General features: G+C 69.2%; 19 protein-coding genes. 8 read left to right on the forward strand and 11 right to left on the reverse strand.

Annotation, left to right across the window (positions count from 1 at the left end):
• Together B0W88_RS17835 and B0W88_RS17840 are read right to left on the reverse strand one after the other, a co-directional pair.
• Positions 1 to 258 (reverse strand): hypothetical protein (locus tag B0W88_RS17835; RefSeq protein ID WP_144006827.1); only part of this gene is annotated, 258 nt, incomplete at its 3' end.
• 96 nt (positions 259 to 354) lie between these two features.
• Positions 355 to 2,226, reverse strand: coding sequence for a protease pro-enzyme activation domain-containing protein (locus tag B0W88_RS17840; RefSeq protein WP_077035990.1), 1,872 nt, complete (start codon positions 2,224 to 2,226; stop codon positions 355 to 357).
• 286 nt (positions 2,227 to 2,512) lie between these two features.
• On the opposite strand from B0W88_RS17840, the gene iolG reads away from it, so the two are divergent.
• The 6 genes from iolG (at position 2,513) to iolB (ending at position 10,342) form a co-directional block, all read left to right on the forward strand.
• Positions 2,513 to 3,508 carry an inositol 2-dehydrogenase gene (gene iolG / locus B0W88_RS17845; protein ID WP_077035991.1) on the forward strand — a complete coding sequence of 332 codons (996 nt, stop codon included), beginning with the start codon at positions 2,513 to 2,515 and terminating at the stop codon, positions 3,506 to 3,508.
• Positions 3,505 to 4,533, forward strand: coding sequence for a Gfo/Idh/MocA family oxidoreductase (locus B0W88_RS17850; protein WP_077035992.1), 1,029 nt, complete (start codon positions 3,505 to 3,507; stop codon positions 4,531 to 4,533). The genes iolG and B0W88_RS17850 overlap by 4 nt, the downstream gene beginning before the upstream one ends.
• A gap of 67 nt (positions 4,534 to 4,600) precedes the next feature.
• On the forward strand, positions 4,601 to 6,562 hold the full coding sequence (gene iolC / locus B0W88_RS17855; protein ID WP_077035993.1) for a 5-dehydro-2-deoxygluconokinase: 1,962 nt from the start codon (positions 4,601 to 4,603) through the stop codon (positions 6,560 to 6,562).
• Complete coding sequence (gene iolD, locus B0W88_RS17860; RefSeq protein ID WP_077035994.1) at positions 6,559 to 8,430, forward strand: 3D-(3,5/4)-trihydroxycyclohexane-1,2-dione acylhydrolase (decyclizing); 1,872 nt, start codon at positions 6,559 to 6,561, stop codon at positions 8,428 to 8,430. Before iolC ends, iolD begins: the two co-directional genes overlap by 4 nt.
• Before the next feature lie 179 nt (positions 8,431 to 8,609).
• On the forward strand, positions 8,610 to 9,536 hold the full coding sequence (gene iolE, locus B0W88_RS17865) for a myo-inosose-2 dehydratase (RefSeq protein ID WP_077035995.1): 927 nt from the start codon (positions 8,610 to 8,612) through the stop codon (positions 9,534 to 9,536).
• Positions 9,533 to 10,342 (forward strand): 5-deoxy-glucuronate isomerase, encoded by an 810-nt coding sequence (gene iolB / locus B0W88_RS17870; protein ID WP_077035996.1) that lies wholly within the window; start codon positions 9,533 to 9,535, stop codon positions 10,340 to 10,342. Before iolE ends, iolB begins: the two co-directional genes overlap by 4 nt.
• Before the next feature lie 141 nt (positions 10,343 to 10,483).
• Here the strand turns inward: iolB and B0W88_RS17875 are convergent, their stop codons facing one another.
• Entirely contained in the window at positions 10,484 to 11,629 is a 1,146-nt protein-coding gene (locus B0W88_RS17875; RefSeq protein WP_144006828.1) for a PEP-CTERM sorting domain-containing protein, read from the reverse strand.
• A 264-nt stretch (positions 11,630 to 11,893) separates the two neighbouring features.
• Between B0W88_RS17875 and prsT the strand changes: the two genes are divergently transcribed.
• A complete protein-coding gene (gene prsT / locus B0W88_RS17880; RefSeq protein ID WP_077035998.1) occupies positions 11,894 to 14,680 on the forward strand; it encodes an XrtA/PEP-CTERM system TPR-repeat protein PrsT in 2,787 nt (928 codons plus the stop codon).
• A gap of 36 nt (positions 14,681 to 14,716) precedes the next feature.
• On the opposite strand, the gene B0W88_RS17885 is transcribed toward prsT, so the two are convergent.
• Genes B0W88_RS17885 through B0W88_RS17915 form a run of 7 tightly spaced genes read right to left on the reverse strand, consistent with a single transcriptional unit; the run spans position 14,717 to position 20,586 of the window.
• On the reverse strand, positions 14,717 to 15,487 hold the full coding sequence (locus B0W88_RS17885; RefSeq protein ID WP_077035999.1) for an ABC transporter ATP-binding protein: 771 nt from the start codon (positions 15,485 to 15,487) through the stop codon (positions 14,717 to 14,719).
• 5 nt (positions 15,488 to 15,492) lie between these two features.
• Positions 15,493 to 16,614: a succinylglutamate desuccinylase/aspartoacylase family protein gene (locus B0W88_RS17890; protein ID WP_077036000.1), complete on the reverse strand. Its 1,122-nt coding sequence runs from the start codon at positions 16,612 to 16,614 to the stop codon at positions 15,493 to 15,495.
• Between the two features lie 10 nt (positions 16,615 to 16,624).
• Positions 16,625 to 17,317: an ABC transporter permease gene (locus B0W88_RS17895; protein ID WP_077036001.1), complete on the reverse strand. Its 693-nt coding sequence runs from the start codon at positions 17,315 to 17,317 to the stop codon at positions 16,625 to 16,627.
• Between the two features lie 2 nt (positions 17,318 to 17,319).
• Positions 17,320 to 18,009: an ABC transporter permease gene (locus tag B0W88_RS17900; protein WP_077036002.1), complete on the reverse strand. Its 690-nt coding sequence runs from the start codon at positions 18,007 to 18,009 to the stop codon at positions 17,320 to 17,322.
• A gap of 12 nt (positions 18,010 to 18,021) precedes the next feature.
• Positions 18,022 to 18,807: a lysine/arginine/ornithine ABC transporter substrate-binding protein gene (locus B0W88_RS17905; protein WP_083748864.1), complete on the reverse strand. Its 786-nt coding sequence runs from the start codon at positions 18,805 to 18,807 to the stop codon at positions 18,022 to 18,024.
• A gap of 19 nt (positions 18,808 to 18,826) precedes the next feature.
• Positions 18,827 to 19,795 carry an alpha/beta fold hydrolase gene (locus tag B0W88_RS17910; protein ID WP_077036003.1) on the reverse strand — a complete coding sequence of 323 codons (969 nt, stop codon included), beginning with the start codon at positions 19,793 to 19,795 and terminating at the stop codon, positions 18,827 to 18,829.
• Positions 19,792 to 20,586, reverse strand: coding sequence for a sulfurtransferase (locus B0W88_RS17915; protein ID WP_077036004.1), 795 nt, complete (start codon positions 20,584 to 20,586; stop codon positions 19,792 to 19,794). Before B0W88_RS17915 ends, B0W88_RS17910 begins: the two co-directional genes overlap by 4 nt.
• Before the next feature lie 38 nt (positions 20,587 to 20,624).
• On the opposite strand from B0W88_RS17915, the gene B0W88_RS17920 reads away from it, so the two are divergent.
• Entirely contained in the window at positions 20,625 to 20,840 is a 216-nt protein-coding gene (locus B0W88_RS17920; RefSeq protein WP_077036005.1) for a SlyX family protein, read from the forward strand.
• Between the two features lie 147 nt (positions 20,841 to 20,987).
• On the opposite strand, the gene B0W88_RS33670 is transcribed toward B0W88_RS17920, so the two are convergent.
• Positions 20,988 to 21,296 (reverse strand): hypothetical protein (locus tag B0W88_RS33670; RefSeq protein WP_158080883.1); only part of this gene is annotated, 309 nt, incomplete at its 5' end.

Raw genomic sequence — 21,296 nt, forward strand, 5'->3', positions numbered from 1 at the left:
GCTCGCGGCATTGGGCGCGATGGTGGCGCGGTCGGTCTGCGGCGTGAAGGCGAAGGCGGGCAGGCCGGGCAGCGAGTTGTTCTGCGGGGTGGTGGCGGGGTTGTTGGTGGTGAGGTCGGGGCTCTCGACGCAGGTGGCGTCGGCGAGGCGGTTACCCAGCTGGCGCAGCACGCGCTCGCAGGCGGTCTCGGCGCGAGCCGAGGTGGAGAGACCGAGCAGGCCCAGTAGAGCCAGCGCCGCGCCAAGGGATGGTTTCATGTCCTTGTCTCCGTTCGTTGTGATGGCGGCGGCCATCATTCCTCAAAACGGCCGGCGGTCCAAGTGCCGCCGGAATCGGACCGGATGTGTGCGCCATCAGGGCAGGGCCCGCTCCAGGGCGTTGACGTTGAGCACGCCCAGACCGGTGCCGGGGTCGTAGCCGGGAGCGCCCACGTAGAACCAGTTGTCGCCGGTCGTGATGTCTCGCAGCCCCAGGTCCCGCCCACTGAGCTGCTGCAGCAGCTTCAGGCCGTAGAGCTGCGGATGCAGCAGGCCCAGGCGCGAGCCACGGGCCTGCACGAAGAGCGAGAAGATGCCGTTCATCTGCGGCGCGACGAAGCTGGTGCCGCCGTTGTAGTCGGACCAGCCGCCGTCGATCGTCGACAGGATCAGGTAGCCGGTGTATGGATCCGCGTTGAGCGAGACGTCGGGCAGGTTGCGGCCGCGTACGCCGGCCGGCACGGTGAAGAGGTACTGCTGCACGCTCAGGTCCGGATAGTTCGGATACTTGACCAATTGCTGGTTCGGCTCGCTGGCGCGGATGCCCGGCAGCGCCCGCTGGTAGAAGGGCACGGGCCAGAACACGCTGACGCCCCCGCCGCCGCCGCTCGGGAACAAGAAGCTGTCGACGCTGCCCGGGCCGTACCAGGTGAGCACATAGTCGCTCAGGTAGTCCCAGCCCCAGACGCGTTCGCCCGGTACATGGACCGTGTCGTAGTAGAGCGCGATGTCCCCGCCCAGCGTGGTGCCGCCGGCCGCGATGATGTACGGATCCGAGGCCGGCGACAGCACGCTCAGCACCTTCGTGAACTTCGGATAGGGCAGGGTGTCGATGGTCTCGTAGGCGCCGTAGTCGCCCGAGGCGGCGAAGGCCGAGATGCCTTGCGCGGCGGCCTCCGCGAAGGCCTGGTGGTAGACGGCCATCAGCGCCACCGATTCGAAGGAGACGCCGGGGATCGCGTAGTTGAAGATCTCGGCGCTGCCCCAGCTGACCGAGAGCGTGTCCACCCGGTTGTCGGACACGGCCTTGTAGAACACGTCGACGAAGCCGGCCTCGGTGTTCGGCGCGTCGTAGACGACGATCTTCGCGCCCGGGGCCAGGCCGCCGGACTGCTGGACGTCCAGGCTGGTCTCGACCACGCCGACGTTGGGTGCGATCTCGGCGCCGCCGTCCACATGGACCTGCGTGATCCGGTTGGGCTTGACCTTCAGGCCGATGGCGCTCCAGTAGTCGTAGCAGTCCTGCGGCAGAAAGCCGGCCAGCGTGACGATGCCGATCGTCGTGCCGCGGCCGTCCAGGCCGCGGGCATAGAGCGGGTTGACGTTGTAGATGTTGGCCACGTCGCCGGTGGTGAAGTCGCCCGACACGCCGGTGGCCGTGCTGTTGCCCTGCGGCAGCACCAGCTTGTGCGGCGCCACCGGGCTGGCGCGCGCGCTCGACAGATGGGGCTTGAAGGTCGATTGCTGGCTGTTCAGCCCGGCCACGTAGAGGATCAGGTCGGACAGCTGCGGCGCGTGGTCCGGCCGGTGGAAACGCCGGCCCTTCGCGTCCACATAGTCGCGCAGCGTGGTGGCGAAGGCCTGGCTGAACTGGTCGGCCGTGCCGGTGGCGCTGATCAGCAGGTGGTTGTCGTAGACCTGGTCGACCGTGATGCCCGCACGCTTCAGGTCATTCGTGATCTGGCGGATCTGGTCGTCGGACGGCGCGAAGCGCTCGCGGAACTGCTGGACGCTGAGGAAGTTGCGGAAGCCCGGCGAGCCGGGCGTCGAGGAGCTGGCGACGAAGCGATCCAGCGCGTCGGGGTTCTGCACCTTCAGCACGATGGAGACGGTGATCGGCGTGGCCGGGGCGGTCGGGCCGGCGTCGAGCGGGGCGGCGCCGGGGCCGCCGATCGGCGAGGCCGTGGCGAAGGAGGCAAGGAAAAGGGTTGCGGCGGCGATGGCGCGGCGGCTGGGCTTGAGTGTCATGCGGAAGCTCCTGTTCAGAGTTGCACGATGTCCCGCCGGGGCCCGAACTGCGCTTGTCGCGGCGAGCTGCCTGTTGTGAAGCCACTCTAGACGCTCGACCCGCCCGGCGCTCTCGTGCTTTTACCGGGCCTGCGCTGCTGCCAAAGTCAGGTGCCTGTCAGTTCTCGAGGCGCCGGGTCTGGTGTTGGTTGTGGAAAAATTATTCCAACATAATTTGATGTGGAAACATCTTTCCATAACGTGCGGAGCCGCCTATAGTCCGCGCCAGCAGAGGAGACAGGGCTTCATGAAGCAGATCGCAGTGTTCGGCGCAGGCCGCATCGGCCGCATCCATGCCACCAATCTGGCGGCCTTGCCCGGGGTGAAGCTGCGCTTCGTCAGCGACCCGATGCCGGGCGCGGCGGCGGAGCTGGCGCAGTCGCTCGGCGCGGAGGTGGCCTCGATCGACGCCACGCTCGCCGACCCATCGATCGACGCGGTGGCCATCTGCTCCTCCACCGACACCCACAGCGAGCTGATCACCCGCGCCGCCGCCGCCGGCAAGCACATCTTCTGCGAGAAGCCGGTGGACCTGTCGGTGCCCCGCGCCCAGGCCTGTGCGGATGCGGTGCGCGCGGCCGGCGTGGCCTGCATGATCGGCTTCCAGCGCCGCTTCGACCCGACCTTCAACGAGGCCGCGAAGCGCCTGGCCGCCGGGGAGATCGGCAAGCCCGAGATGCTCATCATCACCAGCCGCGACCCGGGCGCGCCGCCGGTGGCGTATCTCAAGGCCTCGGGCGGCGTGTTCCGCGACATGCTGATCCACGACTTCGACGTGTTCCGCTGGATCCTCTGCGGCGACGGTGACGAGGCCGCCTGGCTCAGCGCCACCGGCTCGGTGCTGACCGATCCGGCGATCGAGGGCCTGGACTTCGACAGCGCCGCGGTCACGATCCGCACCCGCGCCGGGCGCCTGTGCCAGATCAACACCAGCCGCCGCGCCGCCTACGGCTACGACCAGCGCTTCGAGGTGCTGGGCTCGGGCGGCCTGCTGCAATGCGCGAACCAGACGTCGTCGAACGTCGTGCAGTGGGATGCGAATGGCATCCGCGGCGACAAGCCGGAGCACTTCTTCCTGCAGCGCTATGCGGCAGCCTACCGGCTGGAGATTGCGCACTTCTTCGAGTGCCTGCAGTCGGGCGCGCCCTTCCGCACGACGGTGGCCGACGGCGTCGCCGCGCAGCGCCTGGCCGATGCGGCGACGGAAAGCGCGAAGACCGGCCAGCCGGTGGTGCTGTCGTGAGCGCGCGGCCTTTGCTGCGCGTCGGCATCGCCGGCCTGGGCCGCCTCGGCGCGCGCCATGCGCAGGCCTTGGCCTGGGGCGCCCGCGGCTGCGAGCTGGTGGCGGCTTGCAGCCCGGTGGAAACCGAACGTGAGTTCGCACGCACGCAATGCGGCGTCGAGCGGCTGCACGCGGAGCTGGAGCCGATGCTGGCCGATCCGGACATCGATGCGGTGGTCCTCGTCACGCCCACCTCGCTGCATGCGACGCAGGCCATCGCCGCGCTGCGCGCCGGCAAGCATGTCTTTGTCGAGAAGCCGCTGGCGCTGAACGTCGAGGATTGCGCGGCCGTGCTCGAGGTGGCCGCGCAGCATCCGCGACAGGTCGCCATGGTCGGCTTCGTGCGCCGCTTCGATCCGCACTACCAGGCGGCGCAGCGGGCGATCGCGGCCGGCGAGATCGGCCGGCCCTTCATCGTCAACTCGCAGACCTGCGACCTGAACGACCCCGAGGGCTTCTTCGTGCGCTTCGCGCCGACCTCCGGCGGCATCTTCATGGACGTCAGCATCCACGACATCGACCTGGCCCGCTGGATGCTCGGCAGCCCGCGCGCGCGCCGCGTCTTCGCCAGCGGCACCAATGCGCTGCACCCGGCGCTGGCCGAGTGCGGGGACGTGGACAACGGCCTGGCCATGATCGAGTTCGACGGCGGCGCCCGTGCAGTGCTCTACGCCTCCCGCACGATGGCCCATGGCCACGAGACCAGCACCGAGATCATCGGCACCGCCGGCAAGCTGCAGGTGGGCGAGCATGCGGCGCGCGACCGCATCGTGCGCAGCGATGCCCACGGCGTGCGACATGCGGTGCTGAAGGATTTCTACGAGCGTTTCGAGAGCGCCTTCCAGGCCGAGATGGCCGCCTTCGTCTCAGCCTGCCGCGGCGAGCAGGCGCTGCCGCTGGCGCTGGCCGATGCGCTGGAGGCCACCCGCATCGGGCTGGCGCTGACGACCTCGTTCCGCGAGGGGCGGCTCGTGGAACTGGACTAGTTCAGAAAAATATTTCTACGTGAATACCCAAAGAGAAATTCGTGTTCAGCTGGACTAGAGTCGAACCATGCCAGCCTCCCTCGACTTTCCCGCCGGCCGTCCCGTGGACCTGGTCTGCCTGGGCCGCCTGGCGGTGGACTTCTATGCCCAGCAGTTCGGCGCCCGGCTGGAGGACGCGCGCAGCTTCGCGATGTACCTGGGCGGCAGCTCGGGCAACCTGGCCTTCGGCATCGCCCGCCTCGGGCTCAGGAGCGCGATGCTCAGCCGCGTCGGCGATGAGCAGCTCGGCCGCTTCCTGACCGAGGCACTGGCCCGCGAGGGCTGCGACGTGAGCCAGCTCCAGGTGGACCCGCAGCGGCTCACCGCCCTGGTCGTCCTGGGCCTGAAGGACCGAGACACTTTCCCGCTGCTGTTCATGCGCGAGAACTGCGCGGACATGGCGATCGATGCCGACGCGATCAGCGAGAGCTTCATCGCCGGCTGCCGCGCGCTGGCCATCACCGGCACCCATCTCTCCACCGAGGGCACGCGCCGCGCCGCGCAGACGGCGCTGGCTTACGCCCGCCGCCACGGCGTGCGCTGCGTGCTGGACATCGACTACCGCCCGGTGCTGTGGGGCCTGACCTCGCGCGGCGCCGGCGAGAACCGCTACGTGCCCGATGCGCGGGTCACCGCGCAGCTGCAGGAGCTGCTGCCGAGCTTCGACCTGCTGGTGGGCACCGAGGAGGAGTTCCTGATCGCCGGCGGCGTGCCGGGGGACCTGCTGGCCAGCCTGCGCGCCGTGCGCGCGATCAGCGGCGCCACGCTGGTGCTCAAGCGCGGCCCGCTGGGCTGCTGCGTGATCGAGGGCGATGTGCCCGAACGCATCGAGGATGCGCCAACCTACCTCGGCGAACGGGTGGAGGTGCTCAATGTGCTCGGTGCAGGAGACGCCTTCCTCGCCGGCCTGCTGGGCAGCCTGCTGCAAGGCCAGGACTGGGCCGAGGCCGCGCGGGTGGCGAATGCCTGCGGGGCGATCGTCGTCTCCCGCCATGCCTGCTCGGCCGCCATGCCCACGCCGGCCGAGCTGCGCCACTGGTTCGAGGGCCGGCGCCACGGGGCGCGTGTCGATGCCGACCAGCAACTGGCCCACCTGCACCGCGTCACCGCGCCGCGGCCGGCCTGGGACGAGCTCTGCGTGATGGCCTTCGACCACCGCAGCCAGTTCCACGACATGGCCCGCGCGGCCGGCGCCGACGAATCGCGCATCCCGGTGCTCAAGCGGCTGCTGGTGCGGGCGGTCGAGCAGGTCGAGCGCAGCCATGCGCTGCAGGGGCATGCCGGCGTGCTGATCGACGGCGGCGACTACGGCCGCGACGCGCTGGCCGGTGCCACCGGCCGTGGCTGGTGGGTGGGGCGGCCGGTGGAGCTGCCGGGCTCGCGGCCGCTGCGCTTCGATGGCACGCGCTCGATCGGCAGTGCGTTGCTGAACTGGCCCACCGAGCAGGTCGTCAAGTGCCTGGTGCACTACAGCCCGGACGATGCCACGGAGCTGCGCCTGGCGCAGGAAGACGCGCTGCTGGAGCTCTGGGAGGCCACGCGCAGCAGCGGCAACGAACTGCTGGTCGAGGTGATCCCGCCGCGCGCGCTGACACGCGCCGGTGGCGAGGACGAGGCCGTGCTGCGCGCGCTGACGCGGCTCTACAACCTCGGCATCAGGCCCGAATGGTGGAAGCTTGCCCCGCTGCAGCCCGCAGGCTGGGCGGCGCTGGCGCAACTGCTGGCCGAGCGCGACCCCCACTGCCGCGGCGCGGTCATCCTGGGCCTGAACCAGCCGCTGGACTACCTCGTGCGCAGCTTTGCCGAGGCGACCGATCCGGTGGTCAAGGGCTTCATGGTCGGCCGTTCGCTGTGGGGCGATGCGTCCTTGCGCTGGCTGCAGGGCGGCCTCGATGATGCGGGCCTGGTCGACGCGGTGGCGCGCAACTATGCGACGCTGGTGGAAGCCTGGCGCAGCCGGCACGAGGCCAACAAGGAACAGCGCCGATGAGACCCGAGAAGACCGTACGCCTCACGATGGCCCAGGCACTGGTGAAACACCTGGCGGCACTGCAGCTGCAGGGACCGGGCGGCGAGCTGCAGCCCTGGTGTGCCGGCGTGTTCGCGATCTATGGCCACGGCAATGTGGCCGGCCTCGGCGAGGCGCTGTGGGCCGAGCGCGGCCGCCTGCCGACCTACCGCGCCCACAACGAGCAGGCGATGGGCCATGCCGCCGTGGCCTATGCCAAGGCGCAGATGCGCCGCCGCGTGATGGCTGTCACCAGCTCGATCGGACCGGGCGCCACCAATCTGCTGACCGCCGCCGCGGTCGCCCAGGTGGACCGGCTGCCGGTGCTGCTGCTGCCCTCGGACACCTTTGTCTCGCGCGCACCCGATCCGGTGCTGCAGCAGATCGAGGTCTTCGGCCAGGGCGACGTCAACGCCAACGACGCCTTCCGCCCGCTGGTGCGCTACTTCGACCGCATCGTGCGGCCCGAGCAGATCCTCAGCGCGCTGCCGCGGGCCGTGCAGGTGATGACCGACCCGGCGCTCTGCGGCCCGGCCTGCCTGGCACTGCCGCAGGACGTGCAGGCCGAGGCCTTCGACTGCCCGGCCGATTTCCTCGAGCCGGAGCCCATCGTCATGCGCCGGCCCGCACCTGATCCGGCGGAGCTGGCCCGGGCGGCGGAGCTGCTGCGCAGCGCGCGGCGGCCGCTGCTGATCGCCGGCGGCGGCGTGCTCTACAGCGAGGCCGGCGAGGCGCTGCGGGTGTTCGCCGAGAAGCACGGCGTGCCGGTGGCCGAATCGCACGGCGGCAAGAGCAGCCTGGCCTGGGACCATCCGCTCAATGCCGGCGCGGTCGGCGTGGACGGCGGGCCCGCCGCCAACGAACTCGCGGCCGAGGCGGACCTGGTCGTCGCCGTCGGCACGCGGCTGCAGGACTTCACCACCGGTTCGCGCGCGCTGTTCCCGCAGGCCCGGCTGCTGGGCCTCAACGTGCAGCCTTTCGATGCGATCAAGGGCCGAGGCTGCGCGCTGGTGGCCGACGCGCGGCTGGGGCTGGAGCAACTGGGCGCCGCGGTGGCCGGCTGGCGCGCCGATGCGGCCTGGACCGCTCGCGCACAGTCGGCCGCGGCGCGCTGGAACGCGCGCGTCACCGAGATCACGACAGCGCCGGTCGCGCCGGGTGTGCTGCCCTACGAGGGCGAGGTCATCGGCGCGGTGCGCGACTCGGCGCCCGACGACGGCAGTGCCGCCAACGACATCGCCGTCTGCGCCGCCGGCACGTTGCCGGCCGAACTGCACAAGCTCTGGCGCGCCGCCGCGCCGGGCGGGTACCACGTCGAATACGGCTTCTCCTGCATGGGCTACGAGATCGCCGGCGGCCTGGGCGTCAAGCTGGCGCGGCCGGAGCGGGAGGTGGTCGTCTTCGTCGGCGACGGCTCCTACCTGATGATGAACTCGGAGATCTCGAGCTCGCTGCTGCTGGGCCTGAAGCTGATCGTCGTCGTGCTGGACAACCAGGGCTACGGCTGCATCCAGCGGCTCCAGAACGCCACCGGCTCGGCCAGCGCCAACAACCTGCTGGTCGATTGCGTGGCCGAGGGCGGCGTGCATGTGCCGGTGGACTTCGCCGCGCATGCCCGCGCGCTCGGTGCCGAGGCGGTGCATGTGAAGGACGTGGCCGAGCTGAAGACCGAGATGGCCCGCGCGCGCCAGGCGACGCGCACGCAGGTGCTGGTCATCGACACGACCCACACCCGCACGACCGAGGGCGGCTGCTGGTGGGAGGTTGGCGTGCCCGAGGTTTCGGAGCGCGGGAAGGTGCGCGCCGCGCATCAGCAATGGCAGGCGGGCAAGGCCCGGCAGCGCGCTTGATTGAGATAGGACGATGCAATGAGCGAACAGGGAATCACGTCGAGGCCGTCGTGCATCCGGGCCGAGCGCCGGGCCGCTCCCAAGCCGGCCCGCGAGGCGATGTGCATGCCGGTCGATCCGGCATGCATCGCCGCCCCCTCGGGGGGCCGGCCGGCGTACTCGCTGGCCGGGGGGCTCACATGACCTGGAATGTCCGCATCGGTATCAATCCCATCGGATGGATGAACGACGACCTGCCCGCGCTGGGGGGCGACACGCCGCTGGAGACGGCGCTGCGCGAGGGCGCCGAGATCGGCTACGAAGGCTTCGAGCTGGGCAACAAGTTCCCGAAGGAGGGGCCGGCGCTGAAGGCCAAGCTGGGCGAGTTCGGCGTGGCCTGCGTGTCGGGCTGGTACTCGGGCGCGCTGGCCGAGATCCCCGATGGCCTCTCCAACTGGCAGGTGCTGGACGCCGAGATGCAGGGCTGCTTCGAGCACATGAAGAAGCTGCAGTACAACGGCTGCAAGGTGGTGGTGTACGGCGAGGTGGCCGGCAGCGTGCAGGGCCGCATGGACACGCCGCTGTCGCGCCGCCCGCGCTTCAGGACCGAGCAGGAATGGCGCCACTACGCGACGCTGCTCAACACCTTCGGCGAACACCTGCAGAAGACCTTCGGGCTGACGCTGGCCTACCACCACCACATGGGCGCGTACGTCGAATCGCCCGAGGAGGTGGACCGGCTGATGGCGCTGACCGACCCGCGCCATGTGGGCCTGCTGTTCGACACCGGCCATGCCTTCTTCGGCGGCGCGGCCGATCCGGTGGCGCTGCTGCGCCGGCATCTCGCCCGCGTGGTCCATGTGCATTGCAAGGACGTGCGGCCAGCCGTCATCGAGCGGGCGCGCAACGAGGGCTGGAGCTTCCTCGCCAGCGTGCTCAACGGGGCCTTCACGGTGCCAGGCGATGGGGCGATCGATTTCGCCTCGGTGCTGTCGGCGCTGCGCGGTGGCGGTTACGAAGGCTGGCTGGTCGTCGAGGCCGAGCAGGACCCCGCTGTGGCTCCCAGTTATGCCTATGCGAAGAAGGGCTACGAGACGCTGCGCGGGCTGGTGGAGGGCTTGTCATGAGCAGCCCCTTGCTGGTGAAGGCCGCGCAGGCCGGGCGCGAGATCATCGAGGTCACGCCCGAGAGCGCGGGCTGGCGGCATGTCGGCTTCCGCGCGCTGCGGCTGGCCGCGGGCGAAGGCGAAGCCTTGCAGACCGGCGCGCGCGAGCTGTGCCTGGTTGTGCTGAGCGGCATGGTGGACGTCAGCGTCGACGGCGTGCTCCATGCGGACCTCGGCACCCGCGCCAGCGTCTTCGATCCCGTGTCGCCGGCCGCCGTGTACGTGGGGCCGGGCAGGGCCGTCGAGATCCTGGCCCGCTCTGCCGCCGAAGTGGCGCTGTGCAGCGCGCCCGCCGACGCCGCCGAGCGGCCGGCCAAGGTCCTGGACTCGTCGGCCATGAAGCGCAGCGTCCGTGGCACCGGCAGCAACACCCGCTACATCTGCGACATCCTGCCCCACGACGATCCGACCGCCGCCCACCTGCTGGTGGTCGAGGTGATCACCCCGCCGGGACACTCGTCCAGCTATCCGCCGCACAAGCACGACACCGAGTCGCCGCCGGCCGAGACGCAACTGGAAGAGACCTATTACCACCGCCTGAACCCGCCCCAGGGCTTCGCGTTCCAGCGCGTCTACACCGACGACCGCAGCCTCGACGAGGCCTGCGCGGTGGAGGATCACGATGTGGTGATGGTGCCGCGCGGCTACCACCCGGTGGTGGCGCCGCATGGCTACGAGCTGTACTACCTGAACGTGATGGCCGGGCCGCAGCGGCTGTGGGTGTTCAGGAACGACCCGGCGCATGAATGGATGCTGGTGAAGAAGTGAAGGGGGGTCGGCATGGGCGCGCTTCGGCGTGGGTGCCGGCGGCATGAGTCCGGGTGCCGGGAACCCGGCTCCAGAATGCATCAGGGGTGCACCGAGCACCCCTGAATCTGCATCGGCTGCCGTTCGGCCGCCGAACCTGGCTTACCTCGCGACCGACCTGCGGCGAGCCCGGCCGAGCGCGAACAGCGCCATACCGACCAAGGCCAAGGTGCCGGGTTCCGGAACCGGGGTGTTGACCACGTCGCGGGCCGTGCTGATGAAGATCTGCTCATAGCCGCTGTTCAGGTCGCGACCGTAGTCGCCACCGACGCCACCATTGCAGATGGGGCCATTGGGGCCGCCGAGCGTGGCGGGATCGCAGCCCAGGCGGACGTCCACGCTCATCGTGTAGTTCGCCAGCTGAGCCGACGACAGCGTTCCGAACAGGCTGTTCAGTTGCGCATTCAACTCGGGGAACAAGATGGCATAGGCCGCCTGATTCGCCCCCAGGTTGTGGTTGATCGGCGCGCTGGCTCCGGGCGTGGCGCAGTCCACCGGGACCTGGCCGGTGCTGTCGAGGCAAATCTGGCCGCCGGAGAGAACGTAGTCCGTCGAAGCGCGGTTACCGGCGACAGGACCGGCTCCCGAAGACGTGTAGTTCGCCACATTGCCGTTGAAGGTGCCGCCACCGCCAGCCGTGACGGGCGCGTACTTGCCGCCAACGCCTGCGGTCGTTCCCCGGTTCGTGAGGTCGTAGATCCCGATTGCCGCGCCGCTTGCATCCTTGACCGTGATCTGTGCCCAGGCAGCCAGCGACTGATCGAACGCACCACCGGAACTGGTCTGGTTGTTGTTGAAGAAGAAGATCATCGACTGGCCGGCCAGATAGGTCTGCAGGGCCGACAGGCTGGAGTCCCAGGTGTTCGCGCCGTTGTGCTGGACCGTGCCTTGCGTGCCGTTGGAGGTGGCCGCGCTGGGCGCCCAGTAGGGCGCCGAGTTCGTGCCGTTCGGCGTCGAGTAGGCGTTGTCCATCCCGTTGAAGTTGGAGATGACCTGTTGCCCGCCTGAGCCCGTACCGAGCACCGTCAAGCCCTTGATGGCGCCGGGAGACGAGGCCACGTAGTACGCGCAGCCGGGGTTCGTGCATCCGTCCTGGATGGCGAGAATCGGCAAGGAATACGACTGGGCATCGCCATACTGGACATAGCTCTTGCCAGTGAGGTCGAATGCTTGGCCGGGAGTCGCGACGAACGCCGCGGATGCTGACAAAGCCCATGCCAAGAGATTCAGCTTCTTGTTGGTATTCATCGCGTCTGCCTTCCGCAGATTGCGCCGTATCTGGTGTGTGTAGTTCGGCGCAGATTGTCCCCGCCGGAGGTCATGCATCGATCGTGCCAGTGAGCTAAGCCATTGTTTTCAAAAGCACCCGACTACTGCTGCCAGACGCTCTGTAAAGAAATGCGACGGTATGCAAGGCTCATATGCGCTTGCGGACTGTCACTCAATGTCAGGCTGCCGCTATATTTCGGACAAGCAGGACTACCGGGCGACCGCTGAAGCGGGTGCAGAAAAATGTCCAAATCGATCAGCCGTAGCCTTTGGGTCGTCGCTCTCGTGCTGCTAGTCGGCGTGGCCGCGCTCTATGTCCACCGCCGAAATCCTCCCGTCGAGAGCCTGATCGCATCCGCCCAGGAATACCTCGTCAGGAACGAGCCCAAGTCAGCGATGCTGCAGCTCAAGACCGCCCTGGCGGCGAAGCCTCAGTCTGCCGAAGCCCGATTCCTGCTGGGCAGCGCCCTGTTCGAGTCGGGCGATGTCACATCCGCCGAGGTCGAACTGCGCAAATCCATCGAGCTGGGCTATCCGGATGAAAGCGCAGTCCCGTTGCTGGCCCGGACACTGCTCGCAAGCGGTCAGGCCGGCAAGCTGCTGCTCGAGTTCGGCAACCATTCCCTCAAGGATCCGAATGCCGTCGCGGACCTGCAGGCTTCGCTGGCACAGGCCTACGCGGAGCAGCACGCGGTCGACCTGGCCCAGGTAGCCCTGGACCGGGCGCTCGCGGCGGCGCCGGCTAACGGACGCGCCAGGCTCGTCCAGGCCGCCTTCAAGGCCGAAGCGGGAGACGTCGATGGCGCCTTGCGCTTGCTGGACGGGTTGCTGGCCAGCGAGCCGGGCAGCTATGAGGCCTGGCAATTGAAAGGCGACCTGCTGTTCATGGCCAGGCACGACGCTGAAGCGGCCATCCAGGCCCAACGCCAGGCCCTGAAGATCCGCAAGGACCTGGTCGGCGCGCATGCCAGCATCATTTCCATCGAACTCAGCCAGCAGCACAAGGAGGCCGCCCAGAAGCAGCTCGATGAGCTCAAGCGTGTCGCGCCGGTTCACCCGCGCACGCTGTTCTACGTGGCCGACCTGGCCTTTCGCAACGGGGATGTCAAGACCGCCAGGGAGGTGACGCAGAAGCTGCTGCGCGGCGCGCCGGGCAATGCGGAGGTACTTCGTCTGGCCGGCAGCATCGAACTGCAGACCGGCGGCCTGCGCACGGCGCAGGACCTGTTGGGCAAGGCGCTGAAGGCGGCGCCCGGCGTGGTCGACACACGGCGCCTGCTGATCCAGACCTGCCTGCGCCTGGGCGACGCTGACCAGGCCCAGAGCCTGCTCAAGCCCCTGCTGGCGGCGGCGCAGCCGGATGCCCAGACCTATGCGCTGGCGGCCCAGGTGTATCTGTTTGCCGGCGATGCGACGACGGCTGAAGGCTTCTTCGCCCAGGCGGCCAAGCTGAACCCGGGCGACATGCACAGCCGCACTGCGCTTGCGCTGGCCGAACTGAGCAAGGGGCATGCGGAACGGGCTTATGCAAGCCTGGCCGAGATCGCCAGCGCCGACAAGGACACTGTGGCCGACATGGCCTTGATCAGCACGTACCTGCGCGCCGGCAACTTCGAACCTGCCCTGAAAGCGCTGGACAACTACGAGCGCAAGGAGCCCCGCAGCGCCATGGTCGAGAACCTGCGCGGCCTGATTGCGCTGACCCGTCGGGAAGTGCCGGCCGCGCAACGGCACTTCGAGCAGGCCCTGGCACGTGATCCCCTTTATTTCCCGGCCGTGGTCAGCCTGGCGGAGATCGATCTGGCCCAGGGCCGGACCGAGCAGGCACAAGGGCGTTTCGAGGCCGTCCTCAAGAAGGATCCGAAGAACGTGCGGGCCGGGCTGGCCGTTGCCGGCTTGCGTGCCCATGCCGGCGCGAGCAGGCGGGATGTGCTGGCCTTGATGGACAAGGCCGTGAAGCAGGCCCCTACCGACGTCAAGGCCCGTCTGGTCCTGATCAATGCCCAGTTGGCGGGCGGCGAGGCCAAGGCGGCCCTGGCGACGGCGCAGGACGGCGTCGCGGCCATGCCGGACAGCGCTGAATTGAATGCCGCATTGGCGCGTGCCCAGCAGGCCTCGGGCGAGCTGTATCAGGCCATCGCCACGCTGACGCGGCTGGCCGAGAAACAGGGGCAGGCACCCGAGGTGTTCTTGCAACTGGCCAATGTCCAGGTCGCCGCCGGCGACCAGGTGTCGGCACGCCAGAGCTTTCAGCGTGCGCTGAAACTGCGGCCTGATCTGCTGGCAGCCAAGCGCGGCGTGATGATGCTCGACATCGCGGGCGGCCGTCCCAAGGCCGCGATGAGCATGGCACGCGCGATCCAGGCCGAGCCGGGGCACGAAGCCGTCGGCGCGCTCTACGTCGGGGACATCGAGTCGGCGCAGAAGAACTGGCCCGCCGCAGTGGCCGCCTATCGCGACAGCCTGAAGCAGGCCGACATGCCCGAGACGGCGATCAGGCTGCATCAGGCGCTGCTCGATGCCGGCCAGAGCGCGGAGGCCGATCGATTCGCCGCAACCTGGGTCAGCGGCCATCCGCGCGATACGGCGCTCCTGGCGGTGCTGGGGGACATGGCCCTGGCGCGGCAGGACTACGCGAGCGCCGAGCGCCACTACACCGCCATCATCGCCTTGCAGCCCAACAGCGCGGGCATCCTGAACAACCTGGCCCTGGCGATGCTCCGACAGCACAAGCCCGGTGCGCTGGCCCATGCGCAGAAGGCCAACGCGCTGGAGCCCAAGCACCCGGCCATCATGGACACCTTGGCCACCGCGCTGGCGGAAGCCAATCAGCTGGACAAGGCGATCGAACTCCAGCAGCGCGCGCTGGGCCTGGCGCCCGACGTTCCCAAGCTCCGCTTCAATCTGGCCACGCTCTACATTCGTGCCGGCAACCCGGGCAAGGCGAAGAACGAGCTGCAGACGCTGAGGCGCCTGGGCGACAAGTACCCGGAGCAGCAAGACGTCACCAGGCTGCTGGCCACGCTATAGGGCTGCCGGGCCTTCGAGGCCCGCGCCGGCCCGCGCCTACTTCAACCCACCACTCAGGAACTGCTGCAGGCGCTGGCACTGCGGCCGTACCAGGATCTCCTTCGGGTGGCCCTGTTCCTCGACCCGTCCCTGGTGCAGGAACAGCGTGTGATTGGAGACCTCGCGGGCGAAGCCCATCTCGTGGGTGACGACGATCATCGTGCGCCCCTCGGCGGCGAGGTCGCGCATCACCTTCAGCACCTCGCCGACCAGTTCCGGGTCCAGCGCCGAGGTGGGCTCGTCGAACAGCATCAGCTCGGGCTCGACGGCCAGCGCGCGGGCGATGGCCACCCGCTGCTGCTCGCCGCCGGAAAGCTGGGCCGGGTAGACGGCCTTGCGGTGCGCCACGCCGACGCGGGCCAGCAGCGCCTCGGCCTTCTCGACCGCCTCGGCCTTGGCGACGCCCAGCACGTGGATGGGCGCCTCGGTGACGTTCTCCAGCACCGTGCGGTGGGCCCAGAGATTGAAGTTCTGGAAGACGAAGGCCAGGCGCGAGCGCCACTTCTGCAACTGCCTGGCATCGGCGGCCTTGAGGCTGCCGTCGCGGTCGCGGGTCAGCGCGAGCGTCTCGCCGCCCAGCGACAGCGTGCCCTCGTGCGGCTGCTCCAGCAGGTTCAGGCAGCGCAGGAAGGTGCTCTTGCCGGAGCCGCTGGAACCGATCAGTGTGATGACGTCGCCAGGCTTGGCGGTCAAGGAGATGCCCTTCAGCACCTCGCGCTCGCCGTAGCGCTTGTGCAGGTTCTCAACGACCAGGCTGTCGTGGCTCATTGTGCTCATGCTCCCAGCAGCTTGCCGGTGCGCGTGGCCTCGCGGCCCGCGACCTTGGCGACGCGCATGCCGGCCGTCGCGAAGCGCAGCGAATCGCGGGCGTAGAGCAGGCCGTCCACCGGGCTCGTCAGCTCCGTCACCACGTCGGTGATCGGGTCGATCACATGGGCCAGCACGTCGCCCGCTTTCACCGTCTCTCCGGCCTGTCGCAGGAAGGTCAGCACGCCGGCCACCGGGGACTTGATCGGCATGCTGCCGGCCAGCGGGCGGGCATCGCCGACGGCCTCGGGCATCGGCGGTACCTCGCCGGAGATCAGGCCGCGCCATGTCAGGTAGTCGATGATGCGCTGCGCATCGGCCTCCGCCAGCGTGTGCTCCACATCCACATAACCGCGCAGCTCGACGGTCACCGCCAGGCAGGCCTGCGGGATCGGGAAGCGGCCGCCGAAGTGCTTGTCCCACTTCCACCAGACCTGCGAGCAGGCCTCGTCGAAGGGGTTGTCGCCGGAGTCGGTGGCCAAAAGGGTCAGGCTCGCGCCGAGGAAGCGGGCCAGCGGCTCGCACTGCGGCCAGCAGGGCGTCTCGGTGTAGAGGTGCACGACGGCCTGCGCGTCGCAGTGCAGGTCCAGCACCACGTCGGCGTCGCAGGAGAGGGCCATCAGCGCGCGTCGCTGCGACTGCAGCTCGGTGTCGACCGGCTGGGCCCTGACCGCCTTCTTCAGTTCACGCCGCAGAACCTGGACGTTATGCAACGGGTCGGCACTTAGCGAGGGTTCCGCCGCGACCGCCGCGGCGGCGATCTGGTCCGGATAGTGGCGGTTGAAGTTCTCGCCGCTGGTCAGCTCGAAACGGCCTTGCTGGGCGTGCAGCAGGTGCTGGGAGAGACCGATCGGGTTGGCCATCGGCACCAGTACGATCTCGCCGGCGACGCGGCCGGCGGCTTCCAGCGCGTCGAGCTTGCGGCGCAGGTGGTGGGCCACCAGCATGCCGGGCAGTTCGTCCGCGTGCAGCGAGGCCTGGATGTAGGCCTTGCCGGCGGCCGCACCTTCGGCGCCGTAGTGCAGCGAGACCAGTTCGCGGCGCGTGCCGGGCGCGGGGGAGAGCAGGGTGTGGGTCTGGATGAACATGATCGGGAACTCAGCGGGGCATCAGAGGCTTGAGCCACTTGGCCTCGGCCCTGTGGAACAGCGCGACCAGCAGCGAGGTCAGCGCAAAGTAGAAGCAGGCCGCGGTGATGAAGGCCTCGAAGGGCACGTAGTAGCTGCTGTTGATCTCGCGGGCGGCGCCGGTGAGGTCCATGATGGTCACGACGCTGGCCAGCGCGGTGCCGTGCAGCATGAAGATCGCCTCGTTGCTGTAGGCCGGCAGCGAGCGGCGCAGCGCCGAGGGCAGCACGATGCGGCGGAACATCACCGCGCGGCTCATGCCCATGGCCTTGGCGGCCTCGATCTCGCCGGCGGGCAGCGCCATGATCGAGCCGGCGATGATCTCGGTCGTGTAGGCGGCGGTGTTCAGCACGAAGCTCAAGCAGGCGCAGAACCAGGCCGAGCTGAGCCAGGGCCAGGCCACGCTCGCGCGGACCGCCTCGAACTGGGCCAGGCCGTAATAGATCAGGAACAGCTGCACCAGCATCGGCGTGCCGCGGAACACATAGGTGTAGAGCCAGACCAGGCGCGAGACCCAGCTGCCGCGCAGGCTGCGCAGCACCGCCAGCGGGACGGCCAGCGCGAGGCCGCAGGCCAGTGAGATGGCGAGCAGCTCGACGGTGTGGACGGCCCCTTCCAGGTAGAGATGGAAGTTGTCCTGGATCGCCTCGAGGTTGAAGACCATCGTCAGAGCGCTCCCTGCCTCACGCCGATCGACAGCCGCCGCTGCAGCCAGCCGAACATCAGCTCGGAGGCGCTGGTGAAGGCCAGGTAGAACAGCGCCACCGCCAGGTAGAAGCTGAAGGGCTCGCGGGTGGTGCCGGCCGCCTGCTGGCCGCGGGTCATCAGGTCCGACAGGCCGATCACCGAGACGATGGCCGTGCTCTTGATCAGGACCAGCCAGTTGTTGGACAGGCCCGGCAGCGCGTGCCGGAACATCTGCGGCAGCGTGATGCGCCGTGCGATCTGCCAGGGCGTCATGCCGAAGGCCAGGCCCGCCTCGCGCTGCCCCGGAGGCACGGCCAGGAAGGCGCCGCGGAAGGCTTCCGTCAGGTAGGCGCCGAAGATGAAGCCGATCACCAGGACGCCGGTCAGGTACGGGTCCATGTCGATGTAGTCCTCATGTCCCAGCGCCAGCGCGATCGCATTGATGGCCACCTGCCCGCCGAAGAACAGCAGCAGCATCAGCACCAGGTCGGGCACGCCGCGGATCAGCGTCGTGTAGACCTGGGCCAGGCCGCGGGCCACGCGCGAGCGCGACAGCTTGGCCAGCGCGCCCAGCAGGCCCAGGCCCATGGCCAGCGCCATCGAGGTCAGCGCCAGGCTCAGCGTGACCAGCGCGCCCTGCAGCAGGCTGGGGAGGAAGCCGTGGAGCATCGGCAGGGCCTCTTACTTCTTCGGCGTGATGTCGTACGGGAAATACTTCGCCGCGGTCTTCTTGAAGTCGCCGCTGGTCTGGTAGGCCTCGATGGCGGCGTTGAACTTGGCACCCAGCGTCTTCTCGTCCGCCTTGCGCATCGCCACGCCGGTGCCGGTGCCGAAGTACTTCGGGTCGTCGAAGACCGGGCCCACCATCGCGAAGCCCTTGCCCTCGGGCTTGCCGAGGAAGCCCTGGTCGATGGCGGGCGAGTCGGCCATGGTCATGTCGATGCGGCCGGCCTTCAGGTCCAGGAAGATCTGGTCCTGCGTCGCGTAGCGCACGATCTCGCTCTGCTTGAACTCGCCGTTGACGCAGGCCTCGAAGATGGTGGCGCGCTGCACGCCGATCTTCTTGCCCTTCAGGCCCTCGGCGGTGAAGGTGAAGCTGGAGCCGGCCTTGGCCACCATGCGGGCCGGGGTGGCGTAGTAGGGCCGCGAGAAGGCGACCACCTTCTTGCGCGCCTCGGTGATCGAGACGGACGCGATGATCGCGTCCACCTTGCGGGCCTGCAGCGCGGGGATCAGGCCGTCGAAGTCCTGCTGCACCAGCGTGCACTCGGCCTTCATCTGCGCACAGTAGGCCAGGGCCAGGTCGATCTCGAAACCCTTGAGCTTGCCGTCGGCGCCGATCTCGGAGAAGGGCGGATAGGCGCCTTCGACGCCGATGCGGATCTTCTTCCACTCCGGGGCCTGGGCCTGGGCCAGGGTGGCCAGGCCGGCCAGGGCCATCAGCGTGAACAGGCGGCGTGCTTGCATGGTCTTTCTCTCCTTGGGGTCAGGTCTCGATATTGAAGTTGTCCAGGAAGGAACGCACCGGAGCCACGGTGGCGGCGGGGTCTTCTTCCTGGGGCACATGGCCCAACGTCTCGAATGTAACCAGCCGGCTCTCGGGAATGTCCCGGGCAAACGCGCGGGCCGCGGCAATCGGCACCAGATGGTCGCGCGCGCCCCACAGGATCAGCGTCGGCTGGCGGACCGTGCGGATCTCGTCGGCATGGTCGCCCGGACGGGACTGCGCCATGCGCCGGCCCAGCGCCTCGCGGTTGCCCTCGCGCAGCGTCATCTCGAAGTAGCGGTCCACCAGGGCGCCGGTGACCCGCGAGGGATCGCCGTAGACGTTCCTGACGCTGCGCTCGACGAAGCTGCGCGGCAGCACGTACTTGCCCAGCCGCGCCAGCAGGCCGCCCGCGCGCGCCACCTGGAAGCCGCCGGGCACCGGCTCGGGCTGGATCGCGTAGCCGCCGGCATCCACCAGGACCAACGCACCGACGCGCTCCGGGTGGCGGGCCGCCACTTCCCAGGCAATCAGTCCACCTAACGAGTTACCTCCCAGCACCACCCGCTGCAGCTGCAGCCGGTCCATCAGCGCCAGCACGAAGGCCTGGTAGGCCTCGTCGCGGTAGTCGCCGTCGGCGCTGGGGCCGGTGAGGCCGAAGCCGGGCAGGTCGACGGTGACGACGCGGTGTGTCTTCTTCAGCTCGGCGACCCAGCCTTCCCAGGTGTGCAGGCTCGACGCGGTGCCGTGCAGCAGCACCAGCGGCAGCGGGTCGCCGCGCGGGCCTTCGTCGCGCAGGTGCACGACCTGGCCGTTCAGCTCGATGAACTCGGAGGGCGGCGGCGCCCAGCGGGGGATCAGGCTTTCCAGCGAGCGGTCGGGGGCGCGGACGGCGGCGTAGCCGAGGCAGCTCAGCATCAGCATGACGCCGAACAGGCGCACCGCCCACGCGGCCAGCCGGCTGTTCATCCGGCCGGATCCTTCGAGCGATGGCTTTCACTGGCCGGCCGGGCCGGCTCGGCCTCGGGCGCCAGGCCCGCATCCAGCGACTCGCGCTGGTCGAAGACGAAGCAGCCGCCGTGGTAGTGCGGGGCGTTCCCGGTCTCCTCGAAATACTTCAGGATGCCGCCTTCGAGCTGGTAGACCGGCGCACCCAGGCCCTGCTGCTGCAGGTAGATGGCCGCCTTCTCGCAGCGGATGCCGCCGGTGCAGTAGCTGACCACGGTCTTGCCTTCGAGTTCGGCGCGGTGGGCCTGCACGGCCTCGGGGAACTCGCTGAACTTGCCGATGCGCCAGTCGATCGCGCCGTCGAAGGCGCCGTAGTCCACCTCGAAGGCGTTGCGGGTGTCCAGCATGACGACCGGGCGGCCTTCGTCGTCATGGCCCTGGTCCAGCCAGCGGGCCAGCGTCTGCGGGCGCACGGCCGGGGCGCGCTCCAGCTGGTCCGGGCGGATGGCCGGGTGGTTCATGCGGATGATCTCGGGCTTGACCTTGACCAGCAGCTTCTTGAAGGGCACCGCCTCGCTCCAGCTTTCCTTGGGCTGCAGCGCGGCGAAGCGGGCGTCTTCATGCAGCGTGGCGACCCAGGCGCGCACCGCTTCGGGCGTGCCGGCGAGGAACAGGTTGATGCCTTCCTCGGCCAGCAGCACCGTGCCCTTCAGGTCCAACGCCAGCGCGCGTTCATGCAGACGCTCGCGCAGCGCCTCGGCATCGGGCAGGCGGACGAACTGGTAGGCGGAAATGTTCAGGACGGACTTCATGGAAGGCGGGGATTGTAGGTGCGGCGACAATGCCGCCCATGGATCCAGACACCCGTATCGACGCCCGCTTGACCGAGCTCGAGATCAAGGCCAGCTTCACCGACGACACTGTCGAGCAGCTGAACCAGATCATCATCCGCCAGCAGGCGCAGATCGAGCTGCTGATGCGCGAGGTGATGGATCTGAAGCAGCAGGGTTCGGCCGCCGGCCCGACCTTCCGCAGCCTGCGCGACGAGCTGCCGCCGCACTACTGACAGCCCCTCGCCCAGCACCGCCCCGCTGAACGCGGGCGGTGCCGGTCGGTCCCCCGGGGGGACGGCGATGCAAGCGGGGGATGCCCCGCTTGCACATCGCCTTGAGGCGCCCTTGGGGCGGCCCGGCGGGCGCCTCAACGTCATCGGCTACCACTTGCAGCCCTTGTCCCGCGCCGTATCGGCCACCAGCGGGACGACGGCGAGCAGGCCCTTGTCCGCGTGCTGGTCGCGGCAGTCGCCGCGGCCGGTCTTCTTCATGTCCTCGGCCATCTTGGTCTGCGTGTCGGGCGGATGCGGCATCAGGTTCAGCAGGCTGTTGCCGGCCTGGCGCGACATCGGGCCGTTGACCGGCAGGCGCAGGTCCAGCGGCTGGCGTGGCGCGCTGGCCGAGGCGGAGGGAGGCGTGGCGATGTCCTGGCCGACGCGCGTGCCGGCATCGGGGCGGCCCACCGGCGG

This window comes from Pelomonas sp. KK5, assembly GCF_001984095.1.
In the GTDB taxonomy this organism is placed as follows: Bacteria; Pseudomonadota; Gammaproteobacteria; order Burkholderiales; family Burkholderiaceae_C; genus KK5.

Bases quoted from the DNA above. Each gene is read 5' to 3' on its own strand.
- iolC (WP_077035993.1), top strand. From the start codon at position 4,601: ATGCCAGCCTCCCTCGACTTTCCCGCCGGCCGTCCCGTGGACCTGGTC.
- B0W88_RS17875 (WP_144006828.1), bottom strand. From the start codon at position 11,629: ATGAATACCAACAAGAAGCTGAATCTCTTGGCATGGGCTTTGTCAGCA.
- iolE (WP_077035995.1), top strand. From the start codon at position 8,610: ATGACCTGGAATGTCCGCATCGGTATCAATCCCATCGGATGGATGAAC.
- iolD (WP_077035994.1), top strand. From the start codon at position 6,559: ATGAGACCCGAGAAGACCGTACGCCTCACGATGGCCCAGGCACTGGTG.
- B0W88_RS17885 (WP_077035999.1), bottom strand. From the start codon at position 15,487: ATGAGCCACGACAGCCTGGTCGTTGAGAACCTGCACAAGCGCTACGGC.
- iolB (WP_077035996.1), top strand. From the start codon at position 9,533: ATGAGCAGCCCCTTGCTGGTGAAGGCCGCGCAGGCCGGGCGCGAGATC.
- B0W88_RS17905 (WP_083748864.1), bottom strand. From the start codon at position 18,807: ATGCAAGCACGCCGCCTGTTCACGCTGATGGCCCTGGCCGGCCTGGCC.
- B0W88_RS17890 (WP_077036000.1), bottom strand. From the start codon at position 16,614: ATGTTCATCCAGACCCACACCCTGCTCTCCCCCGCGCCCGGCACGCGC.
- prsT (WP_077035998.1), top strand. From the start codon at position 11,894: ATGTCCAAATCGATCAGCCGTAGCCTTTGGGTCGTCGCTCTCGTGCTG.
- B0W88_RS17915 (WP_077036004.1), bottom strand. From the start codon at position 20,586: ATGAAGTCCGTCCTGAACATTTCCGCCTACCAGTTCGTCCGCCTGCCC.
- B0W88_RS17895 (WP_077036001.1), bottom strand. From the start codon at position 17,317: ATGGTCTTCAACCTCGAGGCGATCCAGGACAACTTCCATCTCTACCTG.
- B0W88_RS17920 (WP_077036005.1), top strand. From the start codon at position 20,625: ATGGATCCAGACACCCGTATCGACGCCCGCTTGACCGAGCTCGAGATC.
- iolG (WP_077035991.1), top strand. From the start codon at position 2,513: ATGAAGCAGATCGCAGTGTTCGGCGCAGGCCGCATCGGCCGCATCCAT.
- B0W88_RS17910 (WP_077036003.1), bottom strand. From the start codon at position 19,795: ATGAACAGCCGGCTGGCCGCGTGGGCGGTGCGCCTGTTCGGCGTCATG.
- B0W88_RS17900 (WP_077036002.1), bottom strand. From the start codon at position 18,009: ATGCTCCACGGCTTCCTCCCCAGCCTGCTGCAGGGCGCGCTGGTCACG.
- B0W88_RS17840 (WP_077035990.1), bottom strand. From the start codon at position 2,226: ATGACACTCAAGCCCAGCCGCCGCGCCATCGCCGCCGCAACCCTTTTC.